Source organism: Streptosporangium sp. NPDC023963, assembly GCF_040639135.1.
Classification (GTDB): Bacteria; Actinomycetota; Actinomycetes; order Streptosporangiales; family Streptosporangiaceae; genus Streptosporangium.
On record NZ_JBEZZK010000010.1, the window covers coordinates 265,010 to 289,592 of the forward strand.

Annotated in this window: 27 protein-coding genes; 11 read left to right on the plus strand and 16 right to left on the minus strand. The window is 69.9% G+C overall.

Annotation, left to right across the window (positions count from 1 at the left end; translation table 11 throughout):
- Complete coding sequence (locus AB0F88_RS28065; protein WP_362690250.1) at positions 1–519, plus strand: type II toxin-antitoxin system RelE/ParE family toxin; 519 nt, start codon at positions 1–3, stop codon at positions 517–519.
- A gap of 318 nt (positions 520–837) precedes the next feature.
- Here AB0F88_RS28065 and AB0F88_RS28070 read toward each other — a convergent pair whose 3' ends face one another.
- Entirely contained in the window at positions 838–1,755 is a 918-nt protein-coding gene (locus tag AB0F88_RS28070; RefSeq protein ID WP_362690253.1) for a hypothetical protein, read from the minus strand.
- Positions 1,756–2,099: 344 nt separating this feature from the next.
- Positions 2,100–2,810 carry an HAD hydrolase-like protein gene (locus tag AB0F88_RS28075; RefSeq protein ID WP_362690256.1) on the minus strand — a complete coding sequence of 237 codons (711 nt, stop codon included), beginning with the start codon at positions 2,808–2,810 and terminating at the stop codon, positions 2,100–2,102.
- Between the two features lie 429 nt (positions 2,811–3,239).
- Here AB0F88_RS28075 and AB0F88_RS28080 point away from each other — a divergent pair, with 429 nt between their 5' ends.
- Positions 3,240–3,572: a GNAT family N-acetyltransferase gene (locus AB0F88_RS28080; protein ID WP_362690259.1), complete on the plus strand. Its 333-nt coding sequence runs from the start codon at positions 3,240–3,242 to the stop codon at positions 3,570–3,572.
- Between the two features lie 247 nt (positions 3,573–3,819).
- Here AB0F88_RS28080 and AB0F88_RS28085 read toward each other — a convergent pair whose 3' ends face one another.
- Together AB0F88_RS28085 and AB0F88_RS28090 are read right to left on the minus strand one after the other, a co-directional pair.
- Positions 3,820–4,380 (minus strand): SMI1/KNR4 family protein, encoded by a 561-nt coding sequence (locus tag AB0F88_RS28085; protein WP_362690262.1) that lies wholly within the window; start codon positions 4,378–4,380, stop codon positions 3,820–3,822.
- 236 nt (positions 4,381–4,616) lie between these two features.
- Positions 4,617–5,024 carry a hypothetical protein gene (locus tag AB0F88_RS28090; RefSeq protein WP_362690265.1) on the minus strand — a complete coding sequence of 136 codons (408 nt, stop codon included), beginning with the start codon at positions 5,022–5,024 and terminating at the stop codon, positions 4,617–4,619.
- A 196-nt stretch (positions 5,025–5,220) separates the two neighbouring features.
- Here AB0F88_RS28090 and AB0F88_RS28095 point away from each other — a divergent pair, with 196 nt between their 5' ends.
- Positions 5,221–6,018, plus strand: a complete 798-nt coding sequence (locus AB0F88_RS28095; RefSeq protein ID WP_362690267.1) for a DUF2306 domain-containing protein — start codon at positions 5,221–5,223, stop codon at positions 6,016–6,018.
- Between the two features lie 178 nt (positions 6,019–6,196).
- Here the strand turns inward: AB0F88_RS28095 and AB0F88_RS28100 are convergent, their stop codons facing one another.
- Positions 6,197–7,435, minus strand: a complete 1,239-nt coding sequence (locus tag AB0F88_RS28100) for a glycosyltransferase 87 family protein (protein ID WP_362690270.1) — start codon at positions 7,433–7,435, stop codon at positions 6,197–6,199.
- A gap of 263 nt (positions 7,436–7,698) precedes the next feature.
- On the opposite strand from AB0F88_RS28100, the gene AB0F88_RS28105 reads away from it, so the two are divergent.
- A complete protein-coding gene (locus AB0F88_RS28105; protein ID WP_362690273.1) occupies positions 7,699–8,370 on the plus strand; it encodes a hypothetical protein in 672 nt (223 codons plus the stop codon).
- A 71-nt stretch (positions 8,371–8,441) separates the two neighbouring features.
- Here AB0F88_RS28105 and AB0F88_RS28110 read toward each other — a convergent pair whose 3' ends face one another.
- The 3 genes from AB0F88_RS28110 to AB0F88_RS28120 are packed head-to-tail and all read right to left on the minus strand — an operon-like array spanning position 8,442 to position 10,872.
- On the minus strand, positions 8,442–9,209 hold the full coding sequence (locus AB0F88_RS28110; RefSeq protein WP_362690276.1) for an ABC transporter ATP-binding protein: 768 nt from the start codon (positions 9,207–9,209) through the stop codon (positions 8,442–8,444).
- Complete coding sequence (locus tag AB0F88_RS28115; protein ID WP_362690279.1) at positions 9,182–9,940, minus strand: ABC transporter permease; 759 nt, start codon at positions 9,938–9,940, stop codon at positions 9,182–9,184. The genes AB0F88_RS28110 and AB0F88_RS28115 overlap by 28 nt, the downstream gene beginning before the upstream one ends.
- Positions 9,937–10,872, minus strand: coding sequence for an aliphatic sulfonate ABC transporter substrate-binding protein (locus AB0F88_RS28120; RefSeq protein WP_362690282.1), 936 nt, complete (start codon positions 10,870–10,872; stop codon positions 9,937–9,939). Before AB0F88_RS28120 ends, AB0F88_RS28115 begins: the two co-directional genes overlap by 4 nt.
- Before the next feature lie 71 nt (positions 10,873–10,943).
- Between AB0F88_RS28120 and AB0F88_RS28125 the strand changes: the two genes are divergently transcribed.
- Genes AB0F88_RS28125 through AB0F88_RS28135 form a run of 3 tightly spaced genes read left to right on the plus strand, consistent with a single transcriptional unit; the run spans position 10,944 to position 12,800 of the window.
- A complete protein-coding gene (locus AB0F88_RS28125; RefSeq protein ID WP_362690285.1) occupies positions 10,944–11,249 on the plus strand; it encodes a hypothetical protein in 306 nt (101 codons plus the stop codon).
- Positions 11,250–11,275: 26 nt separating this feature from the next.
- Positions 11,276–12,037, plus strand: coding sequence for a GNAT family N-acetyltransferase (locus tag AB0F88_RS28130; RefSeq protein WP_362690288.1), 762 nt, complete (start codon positions 11,276–11,278; stop codon positions 12,035–12,037).
- Between the two features lie 34 nt (positions 12,038–12,071).
- A complete protein-coding gene (locus tag AB0F88_RS28135) occupies positions 12,072–12,800 on the plus strand; it encodes a hypothetical protein (protein ID WP_362690291.1) in 729 nt (242 codons plus the stop codon).
- A gap of 188 nt (positions 12,801–12,988) precedes the next feature.
- Here the strand turns inward: AB0F88_RS28135 and AB0F88_RS28140 are convergent, their stop codons facing one another.
- A complete protein-coding gene (locus tag AB0F88_RS28140; RefSeq protein WP_362690294.1) occupies positions 12,989–14,290 on the minus strand; it encodes an FG-GAP-like repeat-containing protein in 1,302 nt (433 codons plus the stop codon).
- 101 nt (positions 14,291–14,391) lie between these two features.
- Positions 14,392–15,147, minus strand: coding sequence for a class I SAM-dependent methyltransferase (locus tag AB0F88_RS28145; RefSeq protein WP_362690297.1), 756 nt, complete (start codon positions 15,145–15,147; stop codon positions 14,392–14,394).
- A gap of 72 nt (positions 15,148–15,219) precedes the next feature.
- On the opposite strand from AB0F88_RS28145, the gene AB0F88_RS28150 reads away from it, so the two are divergent.
- From AB0F88_RS28150 to AB0F88_RS28165, 4 genes are all read left to right on the plus strand, one after another.
- Positions 15,220–15,789 carry a CGNR zinc finger domain-containing protein gene (locus AB0F88_RS28150; RefSeq protein WP_362690300.1) on the plus strand — a complete coding sequence of 190 codons (570 nt, stop codon included), beginning with the start codon at positions 15,220–15,222 and terminating at the stop codon, positions 15,787–15,789.
- A gap of 296 nt (positions 15,790–16,085) precedes the next feature.
- Positions 16,086–16,517 carry a hypothetical protein gene (locus AB0F88_RS28155; RefSeq protein WP_362690303.1) on the plus strand — a complete coding sequence of 144 codons (432 nt, stop codon included), beginning with the start codon at positions 16,086–16,088 and terminating at the stop codon, positions 16,515–16,517.
- 111 nt (positions 16,518–16,628) lie between these two features.
- On the plus strand, positions 16,629–17,186 hold the full coding sequence (locus tag AB0F88_RS28160) for an RNA polymerase sigma factor (protein WP_362690306.1): 558 nt from the start codon (positions 16,629–16,631) through the stop codon (positions 17,184–17,186).
- The gene (locus AB0F88_RS28165) at positions 17,179–18,231 is read left to right on the plus strand and encodes a CU044_5270 family protein (protein ID WP_362690309.1); all 1,053 of its coding nucleotides are present in this window, start codon (positions 17,179–17,181) and stop codon (positions 18,229–18,231) included. Before AB0F88_RS28160 ends, AB0F88_RS28165 begins: the two co-directional genes overlap by 8 nt.
- 220 nt (positions 18,232–18,451) lie before the next feature.
- On the opposite strand, the gene AB0F88_RS28170 is transcribed toward AB0F88_RS28165, so the two are convergent.
- The 6 genes from AB0F88_RS28170 to AB0F88_RS28195 all read right to left on the minus strand — a co-directional run bounded on the left by AB0F88_RS28170 (position 18,452) and on the right by AB0F88_RS28195 (position 24,499).
- On the minus strand, positions 18,452–19,348 hold the full coding sequence (locus tag AB0F88_RS28170) for an alpha/beta hydrolase (protein ID WP_362690312.1): 897 nt from the start codon (positions 19,346–19,348) through the stop codon (positions 18,452–18,454).
- Positions 19,349–19,535: 187 nt separating this feature from the next.
- Positions 19,536–20,498, minus strand: a complete 963-nt coding sequence (locus AB0F88_RS28175; RefSeq protein ID WP_362690314.1) for a sigma-70 family RNA polymerase sigma factor — start codon at positions 20,496–20,498, stop codon at positions 19,536–19,538.
- 228 nt (positions 20,499–20,726) lie between these two features.
- Complete coding sequence (locus tag AB0F88_RS28180; protein ID WP_362690317.1) at positions 20,727–21,731, minus strand: NAD(P)-dependent alcohol dehydrogenase; 1,005 nt, start codon at positions 21,729–21,731, stop codon at positions 20,727–20,729.
- A gap of 266 nt (positions 21,732–21,997) precedes the next feature.
- Positions 21,998–22,654, minus strand: a complete 657-nt coding sequence (locus tag AB0F88_RS28185; RefSeq protein ID WP_362690320.1) for a response regulator transcription factor — start codon at positions 22,652–22,654, stop codon at positions 21,998–22,000.
- Positions 22,651–23,790: a sensor histidine kinase gene (locus tag AB0F88_RS28190; RefSeq protein WP_362690323.1), complete on the minus strand. Its 1,140-nt coding sequence runs from the start codon at positions 23,788–23,790 to the stop codon at positions 22,651–22,653. The genes AB0F88_RS28185 and AB0F88_RS28190 overlap by 4 nt, the downstream gene beginning before the upstream one ends.
- 115 nt (positions 23,791–23,905) lie before the next feature.
- On the minus strand, positions 23,906–24,499 hold the full coding sequence (locus AB0F88_RS28195; RefSeq protein ID WP_362690326.1) for a TetR/AcrR family transcriptional regulator: 594 nt from the start codon (positions 24,497–24,499) through the stop codon (positions 23,906–23,908).
- Between the last annotated feature and the right edge of the window lie 84 nt (positions 24,500–24,583).

Consider the following 24,583-nt stretch of genomic DNA (forward strand, 5'->3'; position numbering starts at 1 on the left):
ATGCCCGACGTCGTATTCACCGACCCGGCCGTTGATGATCTTCGTCGGATCGGCCCGGACGCCGTACCCGAGGTCCTGAAAAAGATCCTCCTGTTGCTGGAGAATCCCGAGGCCGGCTACCCGCTGGGCGGTGAGTTGACCGGGTTCCGCAAGCTCGTCGTCGGACGAAACACGTGGCGGGTCGTCTACCGGATCACCGACGACAAGGCGGTTGAGATCTGTGAGATCTGGGCGGTCGGAGAAAGGGCCGACGCCGAGGTCTACGCCGAAGCCAAAGCGCGAGTCCAGGCGGCCGGCGGTTCGCGTCCTGACGTTGTGCGCCTCGGCGAGGTCATCGACCGTTTGGGAACTCTGACCGATCGTATCCATGTCGACGAGACGCCCGCGCGAGAGCCTGTTCCTGACTGGCTCGCCGATCGGTTGATCTATACGGTCGGCATGGCCCGCGAGGATGTGGCCGCACTTGACCTGGAGGAAGCCGTCGATCTCTGGACGGAGTTCCGCTCGGGACCGCGTTAGTTCGTCGTCGTCGTTCACGGGCTGGAACCGTGTACGGCGAGAGCCGTCCGATGCTGGGCTACTGCGACGACGGTGACACCAACGTCAAGCCAGGTGACCCATCCGAGTGGTCCTGTCCGACGGGCCTGATGGGCTCGGAGAAGTAGGCACAGCAGTGGGGAGATTCTCGTGCGGACTCAAGGCGGTACCGAGGACACCTGCCTCTTCGGCCTCATGGCCGGCGAAGTGTGACCTGACACGTAGCCTGGCCCAGGAGCGTCCCACGATGGTCTTGAGCTGTCGCCGTCCCCGGTGATGATCTTTACTGCAGGGTGTATCTCAGCCGATGAGGCGTTTGCGCCAGTCGAGGGGAGTGATGGTGATGGTCTGCCGGGGATCACCGTTCCACTCCACCGGAAGGCCGGTTTTCTTGAGTGCGGCTACGATTTCTCGGCCAATGGACGCCGTCGTATCCAATGAACCGTCGAACCTGCCGTACAGGAGTGCCAGTCCGTGGCCGGCTGCGGCCGAGTCCGTGCACTGGCTATGGAAGTAGACATAGCCGCGGGCATCCGGTGAGCCGGCCACTGCGATCTCCGCCTGACCGCAAGTACGGCAGCAGGCGAAGTTCTCCCTTGCCGTGATGTCTGTGGCTTCCAAGGCGGTGAAGGCCCGGCTGAGCAGTTCCGGGTCCTTCTCCCCCTTCCAGGAGGCTTGCTCCTCGACGCGCTCCAGCCACATTCGGTCCACTAACCGGCGTGCCTGTTCGGGAGAGACCGGTCGGCGGTCTCCTGACACGAGATAGTCCTGTGCGATCTCGGCCAGTTGTGCCCGCGTCGCGTAACCGCCCACGATCACTTCACGGATGCGCGCATCGAGCCTCTTGCGCTCGTCCTCGTCAAGTTCTAGAGGCGGTAGAGGTTCGGGGAGGCCCAGGTCCAACGGGGTCCAATTCAGTCCGGAGCCCCATTCGTCCTCCAGGCACGCCCAGCGGGTCATGGCCGTGATCACCGACTCGGGCCTGTCGAGTATCGCCTGGAAGTGCCGGTCGGGTGCCCCGTCGCGGTGTTCCAGCACATAGTCGCCTCCATCCTCGTGCCATACCTGGATGAAGACTTCGGGTAGATCGGGAATCCGCTGGACGACCAGGAACCTATCGTCCTGACCGCCCAGCCGGTTGACCAGTTCGGTGAGTTTCCCGGCGCTTGCCCGGACGTGCCGGTGACCGTCCTCTGTCAGTACGGTGATCGCGAGCATGCCGGTCACTCTGACACAGAGCGCGGACAGGTGACCAGCGCCCAGAGGAGCGGAAGCGCTTGCCGGGCACACGGCTTGCGGAGATCGTCGACTACCCGGCGTCGGTTTGTGATCGGAGGGCTCTCGCGGAGAGTTCCCTCATGGCGCAAGCCACCGAACAGCTACTGCGGCCTCAGGGGGATCGGGATCGGCTGCCCGGTCGGTCTGACCTCCGGCGACGCGTAGCCCTGCCGGCTCGATCAGATCCTGGCCCTTGATCGCCCGGTGCGTCCGGTACGGATCTTGGGCCAGAGTCGTTTGCTTCGACCTCAGCAGGCCGGTGCGCACGGTCTCGTAGGGGCGGTTCAGCCTTCGTACGGATGCGTCGGCGGTTGGAGCTGCTCGGGTGGTGCGCCGTAGGCCTCCGCAGGAGGAACGGCCGTGAGCGCACCGGCCAGCTGGGGCAGCGAGGAGACGACGGCCGAGCCGCCGGTGACGGCGAGATGCTTGCGCTTGGCGTGTTTGCTGACCACGCCGATCGCCTGGGTTCCGGCGTCTTCCGCCGTGAACATGTCCTGGGGAGACAGGCTGACCAGCGTGCAGTCGGATGGTTTCGCACCGAGCGTCTTCACCGCCTGCCGGATGAGGGCGACACCGGGCGGCTCCTTTGAGGAAGGCCATCGCTGTTCGCGTCCGATGACCGGCCCGGCCAGGTGCCGCAGACCGTGCGCGTCGAGGTAGGTCTCCATGGCTGCGTGGCAGGTGTCTCCCACCACGACGACGCGCCTGCCGCTGGCTTGGCAGGCTTGCAGTACTTTGTGCATCCCCGGCGTGGGTGTGGCCGTTGTGGCCGCTGCTATCTCTGCGTTCCGGACGATCTCCTCGGCTTCTGTGCCGTAGGCCAAGCCGGTGTGGTGGGCGTATGCCAGCATCTCCAGCGGGTCGGTCACGATGGAGGTCAAAAGCGACATCCGGTGTCCCCGATCGGAAAGCCGGGCTCGGATTCTTTCGGCGATCACGGCAGTGTCCATGCCGGCGAAGAGGTCGCAGACCGTGCCGTCGAAGGGGAGGAGCACTGCGCGGGTGTGTTCCAGGGCGCGGACGACATGGGGGCGTACCCTCGTACTCGCCAATCGAAGCCCTCCTGACCATGGCGTCACGGCCGATCGTATGTGTGCGACCGTACGACCTCGGAAGCGTTCGGGCGAGCGGTGTTCGGCGACGCCGCTTGCACGGTCACACGCCATCAGCCCCCGGCAACCGCCGACCACGGCAAGACTCCCAACCGCATTATTCGGGCGGCGCGGTGCTGGTCGTGTTCTTGTCGCTGCTTCGGCGTGATGAGACGGACCGTTATGCCTTGGTGCGGAGGATGCTGCGTCCGGTTGGATGGGGCTCATGACTGCCCATGACGTGGCCCGGCTGTTGCCCGATGCCCCGGTGCTTCGCGACGCGTGCCGGTCCATGGCGGTGCTGGAGGCCGTTCGCGTGGCGATGAACATCGGGTGGCACCGGGGTCTCATCTCGGGGCGCCGGGCAAACGGGAGTGGTGGCGGATCGCCTACACGCACGAGGGCGAGGTGGCAGGTATGGCGATTCCCTCGGCCACGCCGTACAGCGTGAACGTGGGGTATCTCGGGGTGGTGCCGGAGTTGCGGGGTCGCGGTTACGTGGACGAGGTGCTCGCCGAGATCACCCGCATCCACGCGGCCAACGGAGAGACGCGCGTCACCGCCACCACCGACGTGGGCAACGCGCCGATGGCGGCAGCGTTCCGGCGCGCCGGATATCGCAACACGGAGATCCGGATCAACCTCTCCAACGACCTCCGGCCCTGAGAACCGCTGCCAGGAGCGAAGCGCCGACACCAGCGGCATCGGTGAAGCCTCAGTTGATGATTGACGGATCAGTGCCGGCGACGAGTATCGCTACAGGGTCAAGGCTGCCCGCCTGCGGCGGTTGGCGCGCGTCGCGGCGGTCGCCGGCCACGCCGCGGCTCTCCGGCCGGTCGCGGCCACGCCGCCCACGTGCATGACCACCGCCACGAAGGACCCGAGACGGCGAAGCCCAATGACGGAAGGGACATCAACTCCGGTATCGCATTTCCAGCTCGTCCATCGCGAGGTCCCAGAAGGACCGGTAACGCTTGGCGCCGGCCAGCCATGGCGCGAGATACCAGGCTTCCCACTCACCTTCAGGAGTTTTGACGTGGGGGTTGAGGAGAACGACTCCGTCGTCCCAATATCCGGCCAGAAGGGTGTCGGGCACATACTCCCCTCTCATGTCGCCGGAGACTTGCTCGTGTCCGTAGACGAAGTAGAGCTCGTCGGGCACGCTCCATGAGTTCTCGGGCTTGGGTTCCGACCAGCTCCCGGCGACCGAGGGGTCGGCATCACGGAGCCAGCCGACTTCCTCGATGCGCAGCAGGCGGCAGTCGTCGTCGCCGCCCCACCCGTTGGCGAACAGGAGAAACCGCCGGTAACTCGGCGGCAGCTCCACACCCAGCCGCTCTTCAAGCTCGCGGACCTCTGCTTCGGTAGCCGGAGGATACAGATCGCCGAGTGGGCTGACCGCCGGGTGATCGGAACCCCCGGTCACCGGACGCCTTGCGGGGAAGCGTTCAGACCATGCGTACTGGGCGCTCATCGTGAAGAGGACATCCCCGTTTCGAGTGGCTGCCGCACGTGCGGCACGAAGTTAGGACTGCCCCTCCCGACGACCTCCAGGTGTGGGGCACACACGAGACGATCAACGTACGGCATCTGTCGATGCTTGGCATCCCCGCAGGTCACGCGGCACAACGGTCGCACGTCGAGCCGGCTCGTCCAGGAAGACGGTGAGGATCCCGCCGATCCTCCGGGGCGGAGCCGACGCTGCGTGAGCTACGGGCGCAAGCTGTCAGGCTCGTGGAGCACTCTGTCCGCCAGACGGTGCGGGAACATACGTTTGACGCTGTCCGCGTAATCCCCACCGTCGGCGGGTTTCCTCACTTGATCTCCGTCCACCCGCACCGGCATGGAGACGCCTCCCGATGGGACGTCGGCCGTTGGCGTCATGCTGCAGGTTGCCCAGGCGAATGATGAAGAACCCTCTTTGCCGAGCAGCCGGACATTGCAGGTACCCGGGCCCCAGAGCAACTCGTCCGGCAGGCGCGCGGCGAGGCGTTTCTCCTCGGCCTGTACAGCCGGCGTGTTGCGGTCAGGCAGCCGGTAGGGCGGCTCGGAGCAGCCGGACACCACCGTGACCATCACTCCGATGCCGACGATGCCGACGATGTATCGACGATACATACTCCCGATGATGTCATCTCCACACCGCACACTCGTGAGGTCTCCGACACTTGGCACAAGCTGAGCTTCCTCCCGTAGGACGGACGACCTCACGGGACCTGGGCCGAAAGTACGCCCTGTCGGTGGACGATCGGCCGGCGCAGGTCGGACCGTTCTCCCGATGAGCCGCCGGCGTCTCGGCCGTCACGATCGGGTCATGACCGATGAGCGCTCGACGGGACACTTCCCGTCCCCCCGGTTGCCGCGAAGCGGCCGGTCGGCGGATGACCGGAACGCGGCGGGGGTTTTCGCCGTCCGTGGCCACGACGTCGCCACGGCCTCCTCCGGCAGGCCGGGCCGGCTCCTGCCCGCCGCGCTGATCCTGCTCAGCGCCGTTCCGCTGATCGCCGGAGCCGCCCGCCTGACCGAACTGACAGCCGGCGCGGAGGTCACGCCGGGAAACGCACGGTTCTTCGCGACGCCTGTGCCGGTGGTGCTGCACATTCTCACCGTCAGCGTGTACAGCGTTCTGGGGGCTTTCCAGTTCGACCCCCGCTTCCGCCACCGGAGGCCGGGCCGGCACCGCGTCGCCGGGCGGGTCCTGGTCCTCTGCGGCATCGCCGCCGCGCTTTCCGGTCTGTGGATGACGCTGTTCTATCCCCGGCCTGACGGTGACGGTGATCTCCTCGCCGCGTTCCGGCTCGTGTTCGGCTCGGCCATGCTCCTGGCCATCGTTCTCGCCTTCGCCGCGATCCGGCGGCGGGACATCGCCCGGCACCGCGCCTGGATGATCCGCGGTTACGCGATCGGCCTGGGCGCGGGCACGCAGGCGCTGACCCACCTGCCCTGGTTCCTGATCTTCGGGACGCCCGGCGAGTTCCCCAGGGCACTGCTCGTGGCCGCCGGCTGGGTGATCAACCTCGCCGTGGCCGAATGGTTCATCCGCAAGCGTCCGATCGGCCGGGGCCGCATCTCCGCGAGCCGTACCGCCGCGGGTGGTCTCGCCGGCAGGTGAAGGCGGCACTTGGTGTCCGACGAGCTCCGGCACGCTTGCGGGATGTCCGCTCCGGGCCGTGGGAACATCGTGCGGGAAATCCTCCGAGACCGCTCGCGAGGTGACCGGGCGCGCTCTCCGGCGGGCCTCGCCGGCTCACGCCGCGGCCGGGCCGTGCGACCCTGACCGTCGAAGGTCTCTAGCCGTCGCCTGACCCGTGCCTTCTTCGCCGCCGATCGCTCCGGCTGAAACAAACCGCAAGCGCCAGCAGCGTCAACAGTCCGCTGAGCACATAACTGTCCGTCAGCAACATCAGCCACATCCCAGCGTGGGACGGATATATCAGAAGTATCGCCAGGGCGATGTATCCAGGCAGGAGAAAGACGAACCACAAGAACCCGACGCCCACCTTCTCAAGCGTGGCCTCTGTGCGCTGAGCGCGCTGTGCCCAGAGCACCAGGAGTGGTATGCACCAGACCCAATGGTGCGGCCAGGAAACGGGTGAGACAAGCAGCCCCACGATGGCGCAGGCGGTGATCCCGGCGAGCTCGCCCGCCTTCTTCGCGGTCCGTGCGGCGACCAGAAGCCCACCCGTGCCGACTACCGCGCACAGGGCGAGCCACAAAGGCACGGTGGGCCAGGAGCCGGGCATGAGCATGAGCACGCCGCGAAGCGATTGATTGAAAAAATCCGCACCCTGCTCGGCGGCCACCCGTTGCGTGTCGAAAAATGCGCCGCCCCAGTAATCGCGTGAATCGGCCGGCAGCAGCAGGAAGCCGAGGACCACTGTGCCGAGGAAACCGAGGCCGGCCATCAGGGCGGCCCGGAAACGACGCGTGACGAGAAGATAGGGGATGAATATCAGTGGGGTGAGTTTGATGCCGGCGGCAATGCCCGTCCCTATGCCGCGCCATTTTTCCTTGCCGTGCGTCAGATCCACAACTATCGCCAGCAGCAGAATAATGCCTATTTGCCCGTTCCACAGCGTGAGCGTCACCGGGTACAGGGGAAGTATCGCGACGACGGCCAGCAACGTGTGAGTCGCCCGGCGATCACGGCGCTTCACCGTGGTACGGCCGATGAGAACCCATATCACCGCCTCGAGGGCGAGTATGGAGATCAGCACCCAGAGGGCGACGGCGATCTCCATTCCGACCAAGGCGAGAGGCGTGAACAGCATTGCCGCGAACGGCGAGTAGGTGAATTTCAGCCACCTTTCACCTACGACCAGGTCGTAGACAGAGGTACGCCGCAGTACCGCCGCTCCGCCTTCCCGGTAAACCTCCAGATCGATCCAGCCCTTCGCGTAGATCGCGCTGAAGGCGAAGGCCGCCAGCGCGCCACTCAACGCGATCAACACTCCACATGCCATCTGGAAGGAGCCGCCATCTTTTTTGCCCGAACGAATTCGCGGACCGGCTGACACCGAAGAAAGCATGGCGACTCCAGACTTGGCTACGCTGCACGCTAGCCACGCCGGCTTGTCCAAAGCTTGTCGCGCTTCGCCTGTGCCGGCCGTTCGCCGGTCAGGGCTCTGGCGTGACGCGGGCTCACGGGGAATCCCTCCGCCGGCTCCGGGGTGGCCGTTGACGCCGGTACCGAGCGTGCGAACCCCTGGGGCTCCGGGAAACCAAGGTCATTGTTCTCTGTTGGAACGTGACATATGTTCCGGACAGACACCGCCGATACCAGGGAGAAGTCGTGCCCGAACTCGTGGCTCCCCAGCTCGTCGTCAACAGCCGGATGATCTACTTCGGCTGGGTGCCGGCCGACCCCGAGGCCGTCGCGGCCCTGGTCCCCGACGGTCTGAAGCCCATGGCCAACCGGCAGGTCTTCATGAACCAGTACGTCGTCGACCGGCCCGAGCAGACCTCGGGCTTCGGCGCGTACTCGCTCACCTACATCGGGCCGGACCTGGAGGACACCTACGCTCCCGACGGCGTGACCCCCGGCCGCTGGTGGACGCACTACTTCAACTCCAGCGAGGTGGTACGCGAGTACGCGGCCGCCCGAGGCGTGCCCGCGAGCGTGGGCCGTACCACGATCGAGGTCGGGGACGGGAAGCTGGTCGCGACGACCGAGTCGGACGGTGTGCCGGTGATCCGCGCGACCGCTCGGGTCGGTGAGACCGGTACGGCGGTCAACCGCGGCCAGCTGCGCTACATCACGGAGGTCGACGGGCAGCGGCACAGCGGGCTCTATCCGTTCGTGGCCGAACCGGTCGACCCGTTCGAGGTCGTGTCGCTGGAGTTCCTGGAGCCGGGCCACTCCGTCTACGCTCTCCGCCCCGCCGATCCACTGCAGATCGTGTGGGGCTTCTACTCGCCCCGGTCGTCCTTCACCTATCCCGGCGGGGAATCGGTGATGGCCTGACGCCCGTCACCGGGGGAGCGGCGAGGCCGGGCCGCGGCGGCCGGTGGGAACTCGGTCCCACCGGCCGCGACCTAGTCCTCTGAACGACGTCCCCCGCGCATGACAGGGCTGCGCGTCCGGGGTTCCTCGGGGTCGGCCGGGACGTGGAGGAGGGCCAGCAGGCGGCGGCGGAGGTCGCTGAAGCCGGGTACGTCGACGGAGCGGGGACGGCCGAGATCGACCTCGATCTCCTCGGCGATGCGGCCCCTGTCCAGGACGAGGATCCGGTCGGAGAGAAGGAGCGCCTCCTCCACGTCGTGGGTGACGAGGAGGGCGGCGAAGCCGTGCCTGGCGCGGAGCCTGCCGAACAGGGCCTGCATCTTCAGCCTGGTCAGCGCGTCGAGCGCGCCGAAGGGCTCGTCGAGCAGGAGCAGGTCCGGTTCGCGGACCAGCGCCCTGGCGAACGCCACGCGCTGGGACTGCCCGCCGGACAGTTCCGACGGCCAGGCGTCACGCCGGTCGGCCAGCCCCACCTCCTCGAGGGCCGTCGTCGCGCGCTCCTGGGCGTCCCGGCCGCGGACGCCCAGCGCCACGTTGTCGGCCACCCGTTTCCACGGCAGCAGCCGGTGCTCCTGGAACACGACGGCCTTCGACCCGGAGGTCGTGAAGTCGCCGGAGGCCTCCTCGTCGAGGCCCGCGAGGATCCGCAGGAGCGTGCTCTTGCCCGATCCGCTCTCTCCGAGCAGGGCGACGACCTCGCCCCGTTCGATCCGCAGGTCGACGCCGTCCAGGACCGTCGTGCCGGCGAAGACCCGGCGTACCCCGGTGGCGGCTATGACGCCTGCAGGCCGCGTCGCCATGACAGCGTTCTCCTTTCCGCGGTGCGCAACGCCAGGTCGGACAGCAGGCCGAGGGACGCGTACACGACCAGGCCCAGCACGACGATCTCCGTCTGGCTGAAGTCGCGGGCCTCCATCATCATGAAGCCCAGGCCGCTCTGCCCGTTGACCTGTTCCCCGACGACGAGGCTGAGCCAGCCCGCGGCGAACGCCAGTCGCAGGCCGAGGAACAGGGACGGCATCGCGCCCGGCAGCACGACGTGCCGGATCCGCTCAAGGTGGGTGAGGCCGCAGGTCCGGGCGGCCTCGACCAGTCTCTCGTCGATGTCGCGGATGCCGGCGTAGGTGTTGAGATAGATCGGGAAGAACGCGCCCAGCGCCACCAGCGACACCTTCAACGACTCCCCGATGCCCACCCAGATGATGAGCAGCGGGACGAGTCCGAGGTGCGGCAGCATCCGGGCCGCCTGGACCGGCGGGTCCACGAGGTCGTCCCCGATCCGGAGCAACCCCGCGAGCGCGCCCAGGACGAGGGCGAGCGAGCCTCCGATGAGCAGCCCGAGGGCGGCCCGCTCCAGGGATTCCAGCAGGTGCTGGCCGAGGGATCCGTCCAGGGACAACCGCCAGGCCGCTGCCGCGATCTTGCTCGGCGGGGGGAGCTTGTCGGGCGAGAGGAGGCCGAGCTGCGCGGTGGCCTCCCATCCGGCGAGCAGCACGATCGGTGTGATCAGCCGCCGTGGCCTGAACCTCACTTCAGGACGTCCGAGAAGCTCGGGTCGACGAGGCTCTTGACGTCGACCTTGCCGGGAATGAGCGCGAGGTCGGCGAAGCCGTCCGCGATCTGCTGGAGCTCGTCGCCGATCGTGGCGTCCACCTGCGCGAGCGGCTGGGCGCTGCGCTCCAGGGCGCGGCGGGCGACGTCCTCGGGGATCTTCAGCTCGGGGGCGAGCAGCTTGACGCGCTCCTCCGGGTTGGCGATGCCCCAGTCCGTGACCTCGCGGTAGACCTTCAGGTACTCACGTACCAGGCCGGGCTTGTTCCGCAGGGCTTCGGGTGACACCAGCAGGTACTCGCGGTTGTTGGCCAGGCCGGTGGCGTCGGCGAGGACCTTCACGCCCGGCTGCTCGGCGAGGGAGAAGTACGGGTCCCAGATGATCCAGGCGTCGACCTGGTCGTTGTCGAACGCGGGACGGGCCTCGGCCGGCTTGAGGTACTGGACCTCGATATCGGTGATCTTCATGTCGTTGGCCTCGAGCAGCTTGACCAGCAGCCAGTTGACGTTCGACCCCTTGTTGAGCGCGACCTTCTTGCCCTTGAGGTCCTTGAAGGAGGTGAAGCCGTTCTTCTCCTTGACCAGGACCGCCTCGCCCTTCGGCACCGGCTCGGAGGTTGCGATGATCTTGAACTTGGTGCCGCCGGCCGCGGCGAAGATCGGCGGCGCCTCGCCCGTCTGCCCGATGTCGATGGCACCGGCCTTGATCGCCTCGGTCAGGGCGGGACCGCTCTCGAACAGCGACCAGGAGGCGTTCGGGGCGAGCCCCCTGGCCTTGAGCAGGCTCTGCCCGCCGAACCGCTGGTAGCCGACGCGCAGTTGTTCCTTATCGGCCTTCGTCTCACCTCCTCCGCAGGCGGTGAGGCTGCCGATCAGGATGAGCACGCCAAACAAGGCAACAACGCGGCGCATAAGGGGCTCCTCGGGGAACGAAGCAAACGGCCGCAAGTATGCCTACTAATCCTACCTTTTGTATAGGGTTAATGGACAGGCGGTCCGGACCCCACGAGCGGGGCGACGGCGTCCCGGGGGTGGCGCGGCAGGCGGCCGAGCTCCACGGCCCGGGCGGCGACACCGAGCATCCGGGGTGCGACGACCTCGGCCACTTCCTCGTCTTCCTCGTCTTCCTCGTCTTCCTCGTCTTCCTCGTCTTCCTCGTCTTCCTCGTCTTCGGCGTCGGTCGGCGCGAGGTCACCGGAGCCGCCCTTGACCGGGTGCGCGGGCAGGCCGTCTGGGCGGCGGCCGGTATCGTCCTTTATCGGGCCGCGAGTCCTCCGGCTCGCCGCTGACTATGGGAAACACGAGGGAGAAGGCGATGGACACCACCGCCGACCGGATGGCGGCGGCGTACTTCGACGCCATCGAGTTCCTCTGCGGGGTGACGCCGACGGGCTGGTACGCCGAGCGGGGCACCGCCCGTGCGGCGGTGACCGGCGCGGGCGTCGCGACGTTGAACGCCGCCTACGACACGGAACCGGAACCGGATCGCGAGTCGCTCGACGAGATGGCGACCGAGGTCGGCGGGCGGGGCGTGCCATGGTCGATCATGGTTCGGGGCGAGGCGGGCGGCGAGATCGCCGACCTCGCGGCCCGGCACGGGCTGGCCGAACGCAGTGATCTGTGGTTGCTGGCCTGCGCCACGGGCGACGTCGTGTTCCGGGCCGACGCGGCACGGCGAAAGCCGGTACGCCAGGTCGGCGCGACCGAGAGCGACCTCTACACCGAGGCTCTCACCCAGGGCTTCGAAGCTCCCGAGGGCGTCTTCGGCTCGTTGATGGGCGGCGGTGTGCTCGACGCCGGCCCCGTCACCGGCTATCTGGCTGAGGAGTACGGACGGCCCACCGGCACCGGGCTCGGGATCCGGGGCCCCGGCGTGGTCGGCGTGTTCAACATCGCCGTCGTGCCGGACGCGCGGAGCCGTGGCCTGGGCCGGGCGATCACCGAGACCGTGCTGCTGGACGGCGTCGCGGCCGGAGCGGGCGAGGCCTACCTGCACACCAGCGCGATGGGCCGGCCGCTCTACGAGTCGATGGGTTTCCGCCCCGTGGAGAAATGGACCGTGTTCGAAGCACGGTGACGGACGAGACCGTCCAGCCGAGGAAGAGGATCGAATGAACTTCAGCGAGAGCGTGCGCTCGGCCTTCCGGCGCGGTGAGAGCGACGCCGTGGTGCGCATGAGCGAGGCCGAGATCGAGCGGGCCCGGGCGGCCGGCGACCCGGCGGGCGAGGTGGAGGCCCGCTACAGCCTGGCCCGGGTCGCCATCCGCGGCGGTGACCTGCCAGGCGGGGAGGCCCGGGCCCGCGAGGCGCTCGCGGTCGCGCTGCGCTCCGGTGACCGTGGCCTTGAGGAACGGCCCAGGCACGTGCTGGCCGCCGTGGCGCGCATGTCCGGCGACCTGCTGCGCGCCCGGGATCTGTACCGGGAGAGCATCGCCCTCAACGAGGCGCTCGGCCGGCCCGAGACGGTCAACTCCGAGTATCACAACCTCGCGTTCTGCGAGCTGGGCCTGGGCAATCTCGACGTGGCGGGGAAGCTGTTCGCCGAGGGCCGTGAGCGGGTGTTCCGCAACGGCTGGGCCGACTTCGTGCCGTACGTCTGCGTGGCGGGCGCCGCGTACGCCTCGGCCGAGGGCGATCACGCGAGGGCGGCGCGGCTGGCCGGAGTCGCGGACGGCGCGTTCGCGTCGCTCGGCCAGGTACCGGATCCCGACGACGCGGCCGACCTCGCCAAGGTGCGCGCCGCCGCCGTCGAGGCGCTCGGCCCGGACGCCTTCGACGAGGAGCACGCGCGAGGCCGGCTCCTCGATCCGCGTGCGGCCTTCGCCGACGACCGGCGCTGACGCGACGGTCCTTCGCCGACCGGCGGGATCGCGCGGGCGTGGGCGACCGGTGCGCGGGGGCCGTCGGTCGCGATGGAACAGCTCGGGTACGTCCTTCACCCGCCGATCGTCCTGTGGTCCGGCGTGCTGGGCCGGCGATGCCTGCGTGCCGGGTGACCAGGGCGACGCGGCTCGGGCGCCGGCTCCGGTCAGCGCGCGATCAGCCGGCCTTCCAGGGGAAGCACGGTGGTCCTGGCGACCCGGCCGTTCTTGATCCAGAGAATCCGGGTGGAGCCTCCGTCGGTGGTGGCGAGTTCCGGGACGGTGTCGCCGTCCACGTCGAGCAGCGCCACGTTGGCCCCGCCCTTCCCGACCCAGTCCGGCCGGCGCGGCCCGGTGGCGGAGCCGTACAGGAGGGCGACCTCGCCCCGGCCGCGAGCTCCCGCGACGAGGTCGGTGTACCCGTCCTTGTCGACGTCGCCGGCGGCGAGCGAGCCGGCGTGGTCGTTGGCCGGGTCGCTCGTCCCGGTGATGCCGGGCAGGGCCAGCGTCTTCAGCCGGTGCTTGTCGACGCCCGCGGGACCGCCTCGCAGGACGAGAAGCCTGCCGGTACCGATTCCGACGATCACGTCGGCGTGCTTGCCGCCGTGGAAACGGCCGACCCGCACCGACCAGCCGAACGGCTCGCGCGTGCACCTGGCGGTGTTCGCCTTGTTGTCGGCACCGTCGGGACCACCCGCGCACGCCTGTGTGTCCATGGTGCGACCGTCCACGTTTCCGCTGGTCACCATGGTGTCTCCGGTGGTCGTCACGCCTCTGGCCGACCCCTTGAACACGTGGACGGCCCCGCCGATGTCGTATCCCGGCCGTCCGGACGGCGCGGTGACCACCAGGTCGTTGTATCCGTCTCCGGTCACGTCGCCGGCCGCCAGCGCGGCGCCGAAGAGGCGGCTGTGCTGGCTGAAGCCGACCACTCCCGGCGTGTTCTCGCTGAGCCTCAGTGCTCCGGAGGAGGTGAGACCGCGGCGGGAGCCGTACAGGACGACGACGGCGCCGCCGTGCGTCGCCGCGCCGTCCAGCGTGGTCTCCGGCGCCCCTACGGCGAGGTCGGTGTAGCCGTCGCGGTCGAGGTCGGAGGTGGTCAGCGCGTTGCCGAAGCCGTGGCCGGTGCCGAGCCGGGGAACACCGCCCTGGCCGGGGGTGAATCGGCCGGTCCTGCCGACATAGCCGTCCGCGCGCCGGCCGTACAGGACGGTGACCGTGCCGCCGGCGCCGACCGCCACGTCCGCGAGGCCGTCCCCGTCGAAGTCGCCCGTCGACAGCGCGGTCGCGTGCTGGTCCCGGACCGCCGCCCTGCCCTTCAGCGGCTGGATCGTGAGCGGACCGGCGCCGCCCACCACCAGGTCGGCCCCGCCGTCCCCGTTGACGTCCCCGCGGACGGAACGGGGAGGAAACGCGGCTCCGGTAGCGAGCACGGCCGCCAGCACTATGACCACTATGCGAGGGGACATGCAGGGATGGTACGGGAAGGTCTCGTCCATGGGCAGGGGTATTGAAACGTGGTCCGGCGCTCACGACCGGTCGGCGGGCCGCGGGGGTGCCGGTGCCCGGATCAGTCGCGGACGGCGCAGAGGAGACGGTTGTTGCCGCGCTGCCAGAGGGTGCCGATCTCGGCGAACCCGGCATCGCGGAGGGCGTCGACGTGTTCGGAGAGCAGGGAGGACTCCGAGCCGTGATGGTCGGCGCCCGCGGTGGTGCGTGCGGTGCGGAGCTCGGCGAAGGCGGGATCCGCGTCGACCGCCTCCCACCACTGGCGCCAGCCCTCGGGGTGGCCTCCGGCGAACGCGCGCCGGGTCTCCCGGTCGTGCACGGTGCGTTCGAGGCGGGCGAGGGCCGGAGTGGTGTCGTCGGTGTCCATGTGGTCGCCGTTGAGCAGGAGCCCGCCCGGACGCAGCACGGTCGCCAGCTCGGCGTACATCTTCCGGAGGTCCGGTCCGGAGATCCAGTGCAGCGCGGTGGTGCTCACCGCGACGTCGGCCGGCCGGTCCAGGCCCAGGGACCCGGTCCATCCGGGGGTGCGCAGGTCGAGGGAGACGAAGGTGAGGTGCGGGTAGGCGGCCCGGCCGAGGCCGAGCAGCAGGGGGTCCGCGTCGACCGAGATCACTGTCGCCCCGGGCAGCCGTTCCAGGAGGCGGGCGGACAGCGAGCCCGGTCCGCAGCCGAGGTCGACGACCAGCGGATCGGGGCGGTCCGTCGCTTCGACGGCGTCGATCAGCGCGGTGAAGCGCTCCTCGCGGTCGGGCAGGTAGCCCTCCTGCTGGCGGTCCCAGCGTGCGATCCACTCGAGTGCGGCATCGTGGGTGAGCACCATAGTCTCCTTGTAACTGCCGTATAAGCTTATGACAGTTACAAGCTAGAACGCGAGGATGTAACTGGTCAAGTGGATTTCAACAGTCACGCTGATGCGATCGTCCGGGTGGCGGTGGGGTTGGTCAACGAGCTGACCCCGGGAGAGAGGCGGGGCCGCGACCTCCCGCCGCCGCGAGATCTCGCCGCCGCCGCCACGGAGGGTCTGCGCACCGGATACCCGGGCCATCGGGAGGTCACCGAGGTGGAGGCCGGTGAGCTCGTCGAGATCGCGGCGCGGCTGCGCACGGTCTTCGACGCCGTCACGACGGGAGACGTCGACACCGCCGCCCTGCGGGTCAACGCTCTTCTGGAGGAGACCCGGGCCCGGCCGATGCTCGAACGTCACGACGGGGAGCCGTGGCACCTGCACTTCCACGGCCCGGGTGGCACCATGGCGGGCGACTGGGCGGCGAGCTGTGCCACCGGTCTCGCGATCGTGCTGGGGAGCGAGTATCACGACCGTCTCGGCGTGTGTACGGCGCCGCACTGCGACCGGGTCTACGTGGACGTCTCCCGCAACGGTACCCGCCGGTTCTGCGGCACCAGCTGCCAGAACCGCGTCAAGACCGCGGCCTTCCGCGCCAGGGGCAAAGGCCCGTGAAAGCGCGCTCCCGACGGCCGCCGATCGCGGACCACGGGCGCCGGGACACCGGGCAGGCCGGGTGCGAGGCCGAACTGCCCGGTGTCCCGGCAGGCCGGGTGAGAGACCGGCACGCGGGCGCGTTCACCTTTTCGCTCGAACGATTTCGAGCGTGAAGCCGAGGGTTCATATTCGAGACGGAGCCGTGATCTTCCTTTGGAAGGATTCCCTTCCCCTCGCTGCTCATCAAAGTCAAAGACGCGAACTACACCTCGGGCGGTGAACTGGTCGGCAGGCTGCCGCTGGGCAAGAACTGGGTGCGCAGCCGGTGGCCGGAATCCAGTCCCGCGGATGTCACGGTCGATCTCCTCCATCCCGGCACGCTGCGGGCGCTGCTCGCAACCGCCTCCTCCGTCGGCCCACGTGCCGCCAAGGGCACCGTCCGCACCTCCAAGATCCCTGGTCTGCCCTTCGGCGGTCTCCCGTCGGAGCGCGGCGAGAAGGTCGCCTGGGCGCTCTGGTTCGACGCCAAGGGCAGGGTCACCCGCCTGACCACCACGACCTCCCAGCAGACGAACGACGACTACGAGCTGGGCCTCAGCTCCGACCTGCGCTTCACCGGCTGGGGCGCCAGGGTGACCATCGAGCCGCCGCCCGAGGACCTGGTCGTCGAGGCGGAGGACCTTCCCGAGGTCGACCTGTTCGGGGAGTCGCCGATGACGATCGAAACCCCTCCGAAGGGAAACTGAGGTCCGGGGCGCACCGGCCCCTCGGCGGTCCGCCCCTACCGGTGATCGGGAAAGCACGTCGGCCCATCGGGTGATACCCCATGACCGACATTCGCTCCCGAGAGGTCCTCGATGACAACCACGCCGGTCGAACGACCGCCAGAACGGTCGCTCGACGACTTCTCCGCGGTCTTCGACGCATACTTCGGCGAGATTCACGGCTACGTCACCCGGCGACTCGGCCCCGGACATGCCGAGGACGTGGTGGCCGAGACGTTCCTGACGGCGTTCCGCAAGCGAGCGCGGTACGACCCCGCCAGGGCCGGCGTCAGAACCTGGTTGTACGGCATCGCCACCAACCTCATCGGTAAGCACCGCAGGGCCGAGGTCCGCGCGCTGCGCGCCATGAACAGGTACGGCCCCCCGGCCGACTCACCCGGCCACGAGGAACGGGTGGCGGACCAGGTCAGCGCCGAGAGCCTGCGCCCCGCGCTCGCCGAGGCCATCGCCCGTCTCGGGCGGGGCGAGCGCGACGTACTGCTCCTGACGGCCCTGGCGGGGCTGAGCCACGAGGAGATCGCCGCCGCGCTCGGCATCTCCTACGGCACGGTCGGCTCGCGGCTGAGCCGTGCCAGAAGCAAGATCCGCGCCGCTCTGGGTGCCGACCCGACGAAGGAGAATCATGGATGAGCTCACCAAGGTCCGTGAACTGTACGGCCGGCCCGCCCACGACCCGTTCGCGATGGCGAGGGTGCAGGCACGCGTGCACGCGGCGACCAGGCGGCGCCTGCCATGGCGGGCCGGTGTCGCGGGACTCGCCGCGGCGGCCGCGGTCGCGGGGGTGATCCTCGTGCCCGGCCTGGACACCTCCACCCCCGCACTGCGCCCCTCCCAGCCCGGCACGGCCGCCCTGTCCGGCCCCTCGATCCTGCTGGCCGCCGCGACCAGGGCCGAGGCCGCTCCCGAGGGCGCCTACTGGCACGTCAAGCGGCTGAACACGATCCGGTGGGCCAGGCCGTACGGCAGGAAGGGCGACACCTATCAACTGGAGAGCTCCACCATCACCGAGGACTGGATCTCCGAGGAGGGCCGGGCCTGGACCGGCTACAGGAAGCTGGCTACGCGCCCCCTCGATGTGGAGGCCTGGCGCCGCGACGGCTCGCCGACCGAATGGAAGGCGGAGCGCGGTGACTCCTCCGTCTCGCCGGGCGAAGGGAGGACGGAGTACGGCGCCTTCTCCACCTCGCCGGGCGAAGGGCATCTGGGCTCGTACAAGAACAGGAAGAAGTTCCGGTTCGGCGGCGAGCAGCTGACACTGGAAGAGGTCAAGGCGCTGCCCGCCGACCCCGAGGCTCTGAGGAACCGGACGCTGGAGGCCATCCACGTCGGGGTCGAGCGCTCCGCGGACGACCACCTGCCGATGGCGCTGGCGTCACTGCTGTACGAGCTGCCCGCCTCTCCTGAGGTGCGGGGCGCCGCGTACCGGGCGCTGGCGGCGCTGCCCCTCGTGCGGGCGGAGGGCCACACCAGGGACCCGCGAGGCAGGCCGGGCGTCGCGATCGCGTTCCCCGGCATGTACGACCGGTCCACCCCGAACAGGTTGATCATCGATCCGGACACCTCGATGGTGCTGGCCTTCCTGAACGCCGGCGTGCCCGGCGGGAGCAACGGCACCGAGGTGGTGCTGGAGGCCGGCTGGACCGACTCCGAGCCGGTGGCGCCCTCGGCCGGGTAGGGGATGCCCGTGCCCGGCCACGGATGCGGGGCACGGTGGCCGGGCACGCTCGCGGTTCGCGGGCGACCGGCGAGAATGAGGTCGTTTTCGCCGAGCTCAAGGCCCGGTCATCGAGCCGGCCGGCCTCAACCCGGTGCTCAAGGAACCGGAGGGCCGGGCGGAACCCTGTCCCGCTCGGCTCCGGTGGCCAAGGTCGCGGTACGACAGGCCCGCGGGCCTGTCACACCGCGGTGGACGCGGCGAAGGCGGCGATCGCCCGGGCGAACTCCTCGGGCTCCTCGAGGTGGCCGAAGTGGCCGCTGTCCTCCAGGATGAGCAGCTCGGAGCCGGGGATCAGCTTGTCGAGCTCGTGGGCCCAGCGCACCCCGCAGATGACGTCGTACCGGCCGACGATCACCAGGGTCGGCGTGGTGATCGCCCCCAGTAGCTCCCGGTCGTCGACGACGTCGGGGGCGAGGTGCTCGTCGAGGCCCGAGATGTGTGATCCGCTCACCGAGGCCCTCATGGGCGCGAACTCCTCCGCGCGTCCCCAGTAGTCGGCGAGGTAGGCCGGGAGCAGCCCGCGGATCGTGGCGGTGAACTCCTCGTCGTTCGAGATGGCGGGGATCGACCCGAAGGCGTCGAGGACCTCCTGGAGCTCGGGGTTGCCCGCGTTCCTCCGGGTGAACTCCTCCAGGTTGCGCATGGCCTCGGCGAAGTGCTCGGCCCCGGTGACCGGTGCGCTCTCGTACAGGATGATCCCGGCGAGCCGGTCGGCGTGGCGCAGGGCGTAGTGCTGCACCACGAAACCGCCGTACGAGTGGCCGAGGAGGTACACCTTCGGGAGCGCGAGGTGGCCGATCAGGTTGTCGAGGGCCTCCGCGTAGCGGTCCCGCGTGTAACCGTGGGGGTGCGTCTCGAGGCGGCCCGATCCGCCCGTGCCGATCGGCTCCACGTACACCATGGTCAGGTGCCGCTCCACCGCCGGCATCCTCATGTACTCCCAGAACACTCCGGGGCCACCGGAGTGTGCCAGGCACACCGGTCCGGTGCCGTGGACGTGGTAGCGCTGGACGATGCCGTTCAGGTCGAGGGTGTGGGTGCCGGGCGACAGCGGGTTCGTGCCGAGGGCGTTCATGGGATCTCCGGTCTTGTGGTGTCGTCACTGACACCGACAGGACGCGGGGGCGGCGGGTAAGTTCGATCCGGCCCCTGTGATCGTGGTCACAGCCGTGGACGCGGGCGGAGCCGCCGTTCCGTGCTCGGGCCGGTTCGTTCCGCGCTCGGGCCGGTCCGTTCCGTGCTCAGACCGGTTCGTTCCGCGCTCAGACCGGTCCGGAGGGCCGCGGGTCGTGAAGGGCCGTTCCGGAGGGCTGCGGATGGTAGAGCCGCAGCTGGCGCACCCGGCCCTTGTCGAGGGACATGAGCCAGGTCACGGCGGGCGGGCAGTGTTCGGGGCTCTCCGCCGGATTGACGATGTCCATCTCCCAGATGGTGATGTCACGGCTGGCGACCACGTGGGCCAGGTGCTGGCGGACCCCCGCCTCCAGATCGCCCTCCATTCCCCTGAGCAGGAATTCGCGCCCGATCCTCGGGCGCTCCCCGCTGAGCAGCGCGACCTCCGGCGACCACCGTTCGGCCAGGACCTCGGCGAACCTCCCCCGCACGGCCGCGTCCAGGGTCTCCAGGGCCTCCCGGCGGCTCGCCGCGGCCAGCTCGGCGGCGTCGCCGTGCGCCGAGTCCGCGGTCGCCCGCAGGGCCTCGGCCAGCTTGGCCCTCCCCTGGCTGAGCCGGCTGCGAACCGTGCCCACGGGCACCGCGCAGGCCGCCGCTATCTCCTGGTAGGACGTGATACCGCTGCTGAAGTGCCGCAGCATGACGGCCATCCGGACGGGCGGGGGCAGCTCCTCGATCGCCCGCCAGATCCAGTCGCGCAGCGCGTGCCGTTCCAGCGCCTGCTCGGGGGTCGCGTCGGCGGAGGGCGGCGCCGGCTCGTCGAGGAACCGGACGTCGTGGACGGACCGGAGACGCGTCCGGCACGCGTTGCGGACGATCATCCGCAGCCACGGCCCCACCGCCGCGGGGTCCCGGACATCGCCGATCCGCCGCAGCGCGACCAGTGCCGCGTCCTGTACGGCGTCGTCCGCGTCCGGCCCGTGCCCCAGCAGGCTCAGCGCCACCGCGCGCATGCCCGCCTGGTGGCGCTCCAGCAGCAGCCCCAGCGCCGCGACGTCCCCGGCCTGGGCGGCGAGGGTGAGTTCCGGGTCCGAGGTCCCGCCGGGCGTCATGCTGGTCCACCTCTTGCTCCGGCCGCTCCCACCGCTCTTGCCGCTCCACGGTCCGGCCGATGCCTCTCGTGGCCGCGATCCCGCAGGTGGCGACGGCCGCATCCATGATCGTCGATCGCCCGTGCTCGGTCCCGCACGGGCGCCCAGCATACTTCGGGGTGCCGGATGCGCCGGGCATGTTCCGGGGTGCCGGATGGTGATCGTCGTACGCGTGGTGGGCCCGTTGCGTCAGAGCGTGACGACGACCTTTCCCGGTACGTGTCCCTTCTCCTGGTATTCGACAGCCGCCCGGATCTCCTCGAACGGGTAGAGCCGGTCGATGACCGGGGTGATCTTCCCGGCCTCGATGAGCTCGGTGAGCGTCACCAGGTTCCTCTTGTTCTCCGTGCATCGGACCACGTCCGTCCTGACCGTCCGCTGGGACACGAACGGCGCGGTCGCGAGGGCCGAGACCATGTGACCGACGGGCCGCAGCCATCGGCCGCCCGGTCCGCCGACGATGACGTAGGCCCCTTTGGGAGTCAACGTCCGGCGGCAGGCCGACACCGGGCGGCCCCCCGCGACGTCCAGCAGGAGGTCGTAGCGCCGCTCCTTCCGGGTGAAGTCCTCCTTGGTGTAGTCGACGACCTCGTCGGCGCCGATCGACCGGACCATGCCCACGTTCCCCGGGCCGCAGACGCCGGTGACCTCCGCGCCGAACGCGCGGGCGATCTGCACGGCGAACGTCCCCACCCCTCCCGAGGCGCCGTTGACGAGGACCCGCTGCCCCGGCTGGATCCGTCCGTCGTCGCGCAGGCCCAGCAGGGCGGTGCACGCCGCCATCGGCACCGACGCCGCCTGCTCGTACGACAGGTTCTTCGGTTTCGGCGCCAGCTCGTCCTCACGGACGCACACGTACTCGCCGAAGCCGCCCTCCTCGAGCAGCGCGAACACCTCGTCGCCGGGGCGGAACGCCGTCACTTTCGCGCCGACCGCCTCGACCTGCCCGGCCATGTCGGCGCCCAGGATGCGGAGCTTCGGGGCGCGAAACCCCAGGGCGCCGGGCATCAGGCGCGCGACGTACGGCTCGCCTCTCATGTTGTGCCAGTCGTAGGGGTTGACGGAGGTGGCGCGCACCCGGACGAGCACCTCGCCGTCGCCGGGGACGGGTGTGTCGATCTCCGTCAGATCGAGGACGTCGGGGGAGCCGTACGAGCGCAGGACGAACGCTTTCAACGCATTCTCCTCATCCATCGCGGGTGGGATACGGGTCTGCCGGGGCGCTCTGCTCGCGAACCGGCGTCGTGGCCGGTGGCGGTGGATCGGAGGCGTCGCCGGCCAGGTGGCGTCGAGGATGTCTCGTGCCACGAGAACCACGGTAGAAGCCCCCCGCGAGGGACTCATCAGCCGAAAGTACGCCCGGTCGATGGACGATCGGCGGGCTCCGGGCGGGCCGTTCCGCCGATGGATCGCCATCAACCGGGCCGTTCCCCGCGCCGCCCGGCGGCGCCGCGCGCGGCTCAGTTCCTGACGCGTTTGGTCTCGTAGGCCCACATGGCGATCTCGACGCGGTTGCGGGCACCGAGCTTGGCCATCAGGCTCGCGATGTGGGACTTGACGGTGCTGAGGGAGATGTGGAACTCGTCGGCGATCTCGCTGTTGGTCCGCCCCCGCGCCACGGTGACGAGGATCTGTTCCTCACGGTCCGTGAGCGCCTCGACGGGGTGCAGCGAGGGTGAGGCGGGCCCGGTCTCGGCGAAGGCGCCGAGCAGCCGCGCGGTGACGCTCGGGGCGATGAGCGCGTCACCGCCGGCGGCGGCGTGGACGGCCTGGGAGAGCAGGACGGTGCCGGCGTCCTTGAGCAGGAAACCCCGGGCGCCGGCCCGCAGCGCGGCGTAGACGTACTCGTCGAGGTCGAACGTGGTGATGACGACGACGGCGAGGGGGTCGTCGACGCCCGGCCCGGCGAGGAGGCGGGTGGCCTGGATGCCGTCGAGGCCGGGCATGCGGATGTCGAACAGGCACACGTCGGGACGCAGGCGCCGCGCGAGCTCGACGGCTCGCCGCCCGTCGGCGGCCTCGCCGACGACGTCGATGTCCGGCTGGGCGTCGAGGATCATCGCGAGCCCGGTGCGGACGATCTCCTGGTCGTCGGCGACGAGCACCCGGATGCTCATGCCGCCACCCCGGCCCGGGGCAGTACGGCGGTGACGGTCCAGCCCCGACCGGGGTCCGGGCCGGCCTCGCAGGTGCCGCCGAGCAGCTCGGCGCGTTCGATCATGCCGATGAGCCCGTATCCCGGCGGCGCGGGCGGGCGGGCGGAACCGGTGTCGCCGTCGTCGCTCACGCGCAGGCGCACCGACGTGTCGTCGGCGGTGACGCGGACCTCGACGCGGGTGGCGTGACGGGCGTGCCGCAGGGCGTTGGTGACCGACTCCTGGGCGAGGCGGTAGATCGCGGCCTCGACCGACGGGGGAAGGTCGCCGAGGTCGTCCGGGATCTCCACGTCGACGGACGGGCCGGACGTGCCCCGGCTCGCGAGCTGCCGGAGGTCGGTGACGCGCCGGCCGGGTGCCAGGTCGGCCGGCTGGTCCCGGCGCAGGACGCGGACCATGGCGCGCATCTCGGCGAGGGCGCGCGACGCCTCGGCCTCGATCACGTGGAGCGCGTCGGTCGCGGCGTTCGGCCGCGACGCCGACGTGGCGATGCCCGCCTGGGCGCGGATCGCCATCGCCGAGACGTGGTGGGCGACGATGTCGTGCAGGTCGCGGGCGAGCTGCTCGCGTTCGAGCATCTTGACCTGGTCGAGCTCGCGCATCCTCGCCCGCGCCCGGTACCGGAGCGCCCCGCCCAGGGCGACGGCGGAGAACGTGACGGCGAACGTGGCGACCACGTCGGCGGGGGCGAGGCGGTCGGAGACGATCGAGAGGTGGATCGCGACGAGCATGATCGCCAACCCGATCACCGCCTCGCGCCCGGACCCCCACCGGACCAGCGCGTACACCACGAGCAGCAGATAGCCCATCGTGTACGTCTCCGCGGAGTCGCCGCCCGTCAGCAGCGGGACGAGGCTCGTGGTGCCGAAGACGATCATGACCACCGGCAGCGGTCTGGTCCGGCGCCACAACAAGGTGGGGACCAGCCCAACGGTGACCGCCACCGAGACGACCCGCCACGGAAGGTCCGGCCGCAGCACCCCTTCGAGCAGCGCGATCGGCACGAGCACCCCCACGAGCGCCCAGTCCCGCCACACCCGCCGCGGCGGGTCGGGGGGAGGGGGCTCGTCCCACACGGAGCGAACGAGAGGGAGCACCTCCTCATGGTACGAGAGCCCGTATCACTCTGTACCGGCCCAAAGTACGAGAGCATGCTCCCGGTTCGGCGGTTCGGGGGTCGCGACGCAGCCCGTACGGCTCCGGGGGTCGCCGCTACCCCGCTGCGGGGTCGATGCCGTTCACGACGGCTCTCAGGCCGGCCACCACCTGGGCCGCGGACGGGGCCTGCTCGGGATCGAGCAGCCACTGCGTCATGACGCCGCCCATCAGGGCCAGCTGCACCGTGCCCAGGGTGCGCGTCACGTCGTCGCCGACCGTGTCCTCCGGGACCCCGGCCAGGATCGCGGCCAGCCCGCGGCGGCCCTCGGCCTGGCCGCGAGCCAGATGCTGCCGCAGTTCGGGATAGTGCTCGGCCTGCAGGAGCGCCTCGAAACTGGCGATCCACAGCGGCCGGTGCGCGGTGAAGGACTCGATGATCCTCGCCCACATGGCCTCGTACTGCTCGGCCGGGGTCGCGCCAGGCTCGGCGTAACCGGACAGGGTGCGGCCGGTCTCGGTGCCCCACTCGTCGATGGCCTCGATGAGGGCCGCGTTCAGCAGCGCCTCGCGCGAGCCGAAGTGGTAGCCGATGGCGGCCATGCTGACCCCGCCCGCGGCGGCCGTGATGTCACGGATGGTGGTGCGCGCCCATCCCTTCTCCTCCAGGCAGCGCCGGGCCCCGGCCAGCAGGTCTTCGCGATTTCCCATGCCCGGCATGCTATCCGCGCCTGGGACGAGCGAATTAGGCATGTGCCTAAGGCAATCGCCTTGCGCAATTGCCCAAATCCGCAC

Coding starts and splice junctions, on each gene's coding strand:
- AB0F88_RS28065 (WP_362690250.1), top strand. CDS start 1: ATGCCCGACGTCGTATTCACCGACCCGGCCGTTGATGATCTTCGTCGG.
- AB0F88_RS28070 (WP_362690253.1), bottom strand. CDS start 1,755: ATGCTCGCGATCACCGTACTGACAGAGGACGGTCACCGGCACGTCCGG.
- AB0F88_RS28085 (WP_362690262.1), bottom strand. CDS start 4,380: ATGAGCGCCCAGTACGCATGGTCTGAACGCTTCCCCGCAAGGCGTCCG.
- AB0F88_RS28090 (WP_362690265.1), bottom strand. CDS start 5,024: ATGTATCGTCGATACATCGTCGGCATCGTCGGCATCGGAGTGATGGTC.
- AB0F88_RS28095 (WP_362690267.1), top strand. CDS start 5,221: ATGACCGATGAGCGCTCGACGGGACACTTCCCGTCCCCCCGGTTGCCG.
- AB0F88_RS28100 (WP_362690270.1), bottom strand. CDS start 7,435: ATGCTTTCTTCGGTGTCAGCCGGTCCGCGAATTCGTTCGGGCAAAAAA.
- AB0F88_RS28110 (WP_362690276.1), bottom strand. CDS start 9,209: ATGGCGACGCGGCCTGCAGGCGTCATAGCCGCCACCGGGGTACGCCGG.
- AB0F88_RS28120 (WP_362690282.1), bottom strand. CDS start 10,872: ATGCGCCGCGTTGTTGCCTTGTTTGGCGTGCTCATCCTGATCGGCAGC.
- AB0F88_RS28125 (WP_362690285.1), top strand. CDS start 10,944: ATGGACAGGCGGTCCGGACCCCACGAGCGGGGCGACGGCGTCCCGGGG.
- AB0F88_RS28130 (WP_362690288.1), top strand. CDS start 11,276: ATGGACACCACCGCCGACCGGATGGCGGCGGCGTACTTCGACGCCATC.
- AB0F88_RS28135 (WP_362690291.1), top strand. CDS start 12,072: ATGAACTTCAGCGAGAGCGTGCGCTCGGCCTTCCGGCGCGGTGAGAGC.
- AB0F88_RS28140 (WP_362690294.1), bottom strand. CDS start 14,290: ATGTCCCCTCGCATAGTGGTCATAGTGCTGGCGGCCGTGCTCGCTACC.
- AB0F88_RS28160 (WP_362690306.1), top strand. CDS start 16,629: ATGACAACCACGCCGGTCGAACGACCGCCAGAACGGTCGCTCGACGAC.
- AB0F88_RS28165 (WP_362690309.1), top strand. CDS start 17,179: ATGGATGAGCTCACCAAGGTCCGTGAACTGTACGGCCGGCCCGCCCAC.
- AB0F88_RS28170 (WP_362690312.1), bottom strand. CDS start 19,348: ATGAACGCCCTCGGCACGAACCCGCTGTCGCCCGGCACCCACACCCTC.
- AB0F88_RS28175 (WP_362690314.1), bottom strand. CDS start 20,498: ATGACGCCCGGCGGGACCTCGGACCCGGAACTCACCCTCGCCGCCCAG.
- AB0F88_RS28180 (WP_362690317.1), bottom strand. CDS start 21,731: ATGGATGAGGAGAATGCGTTGAAAGCGTTCGTCCTGCGCTCGTACGGC.
- AB0F88_RS28185 (WP_362690320.1), bottom strand. CDS start 22,654: ATGAGCATCCGGGTGCTCGTCGCCGACGACCAGGAGATCGTCCGCACC.
- AB0F88_RS28195 (WP_362690326.1), bottom strand. CDS start 24,499: ATGGGAAATCGCGAAGACCTGCTGGCCGGGGCCCGGCGCTGCCTGGAG.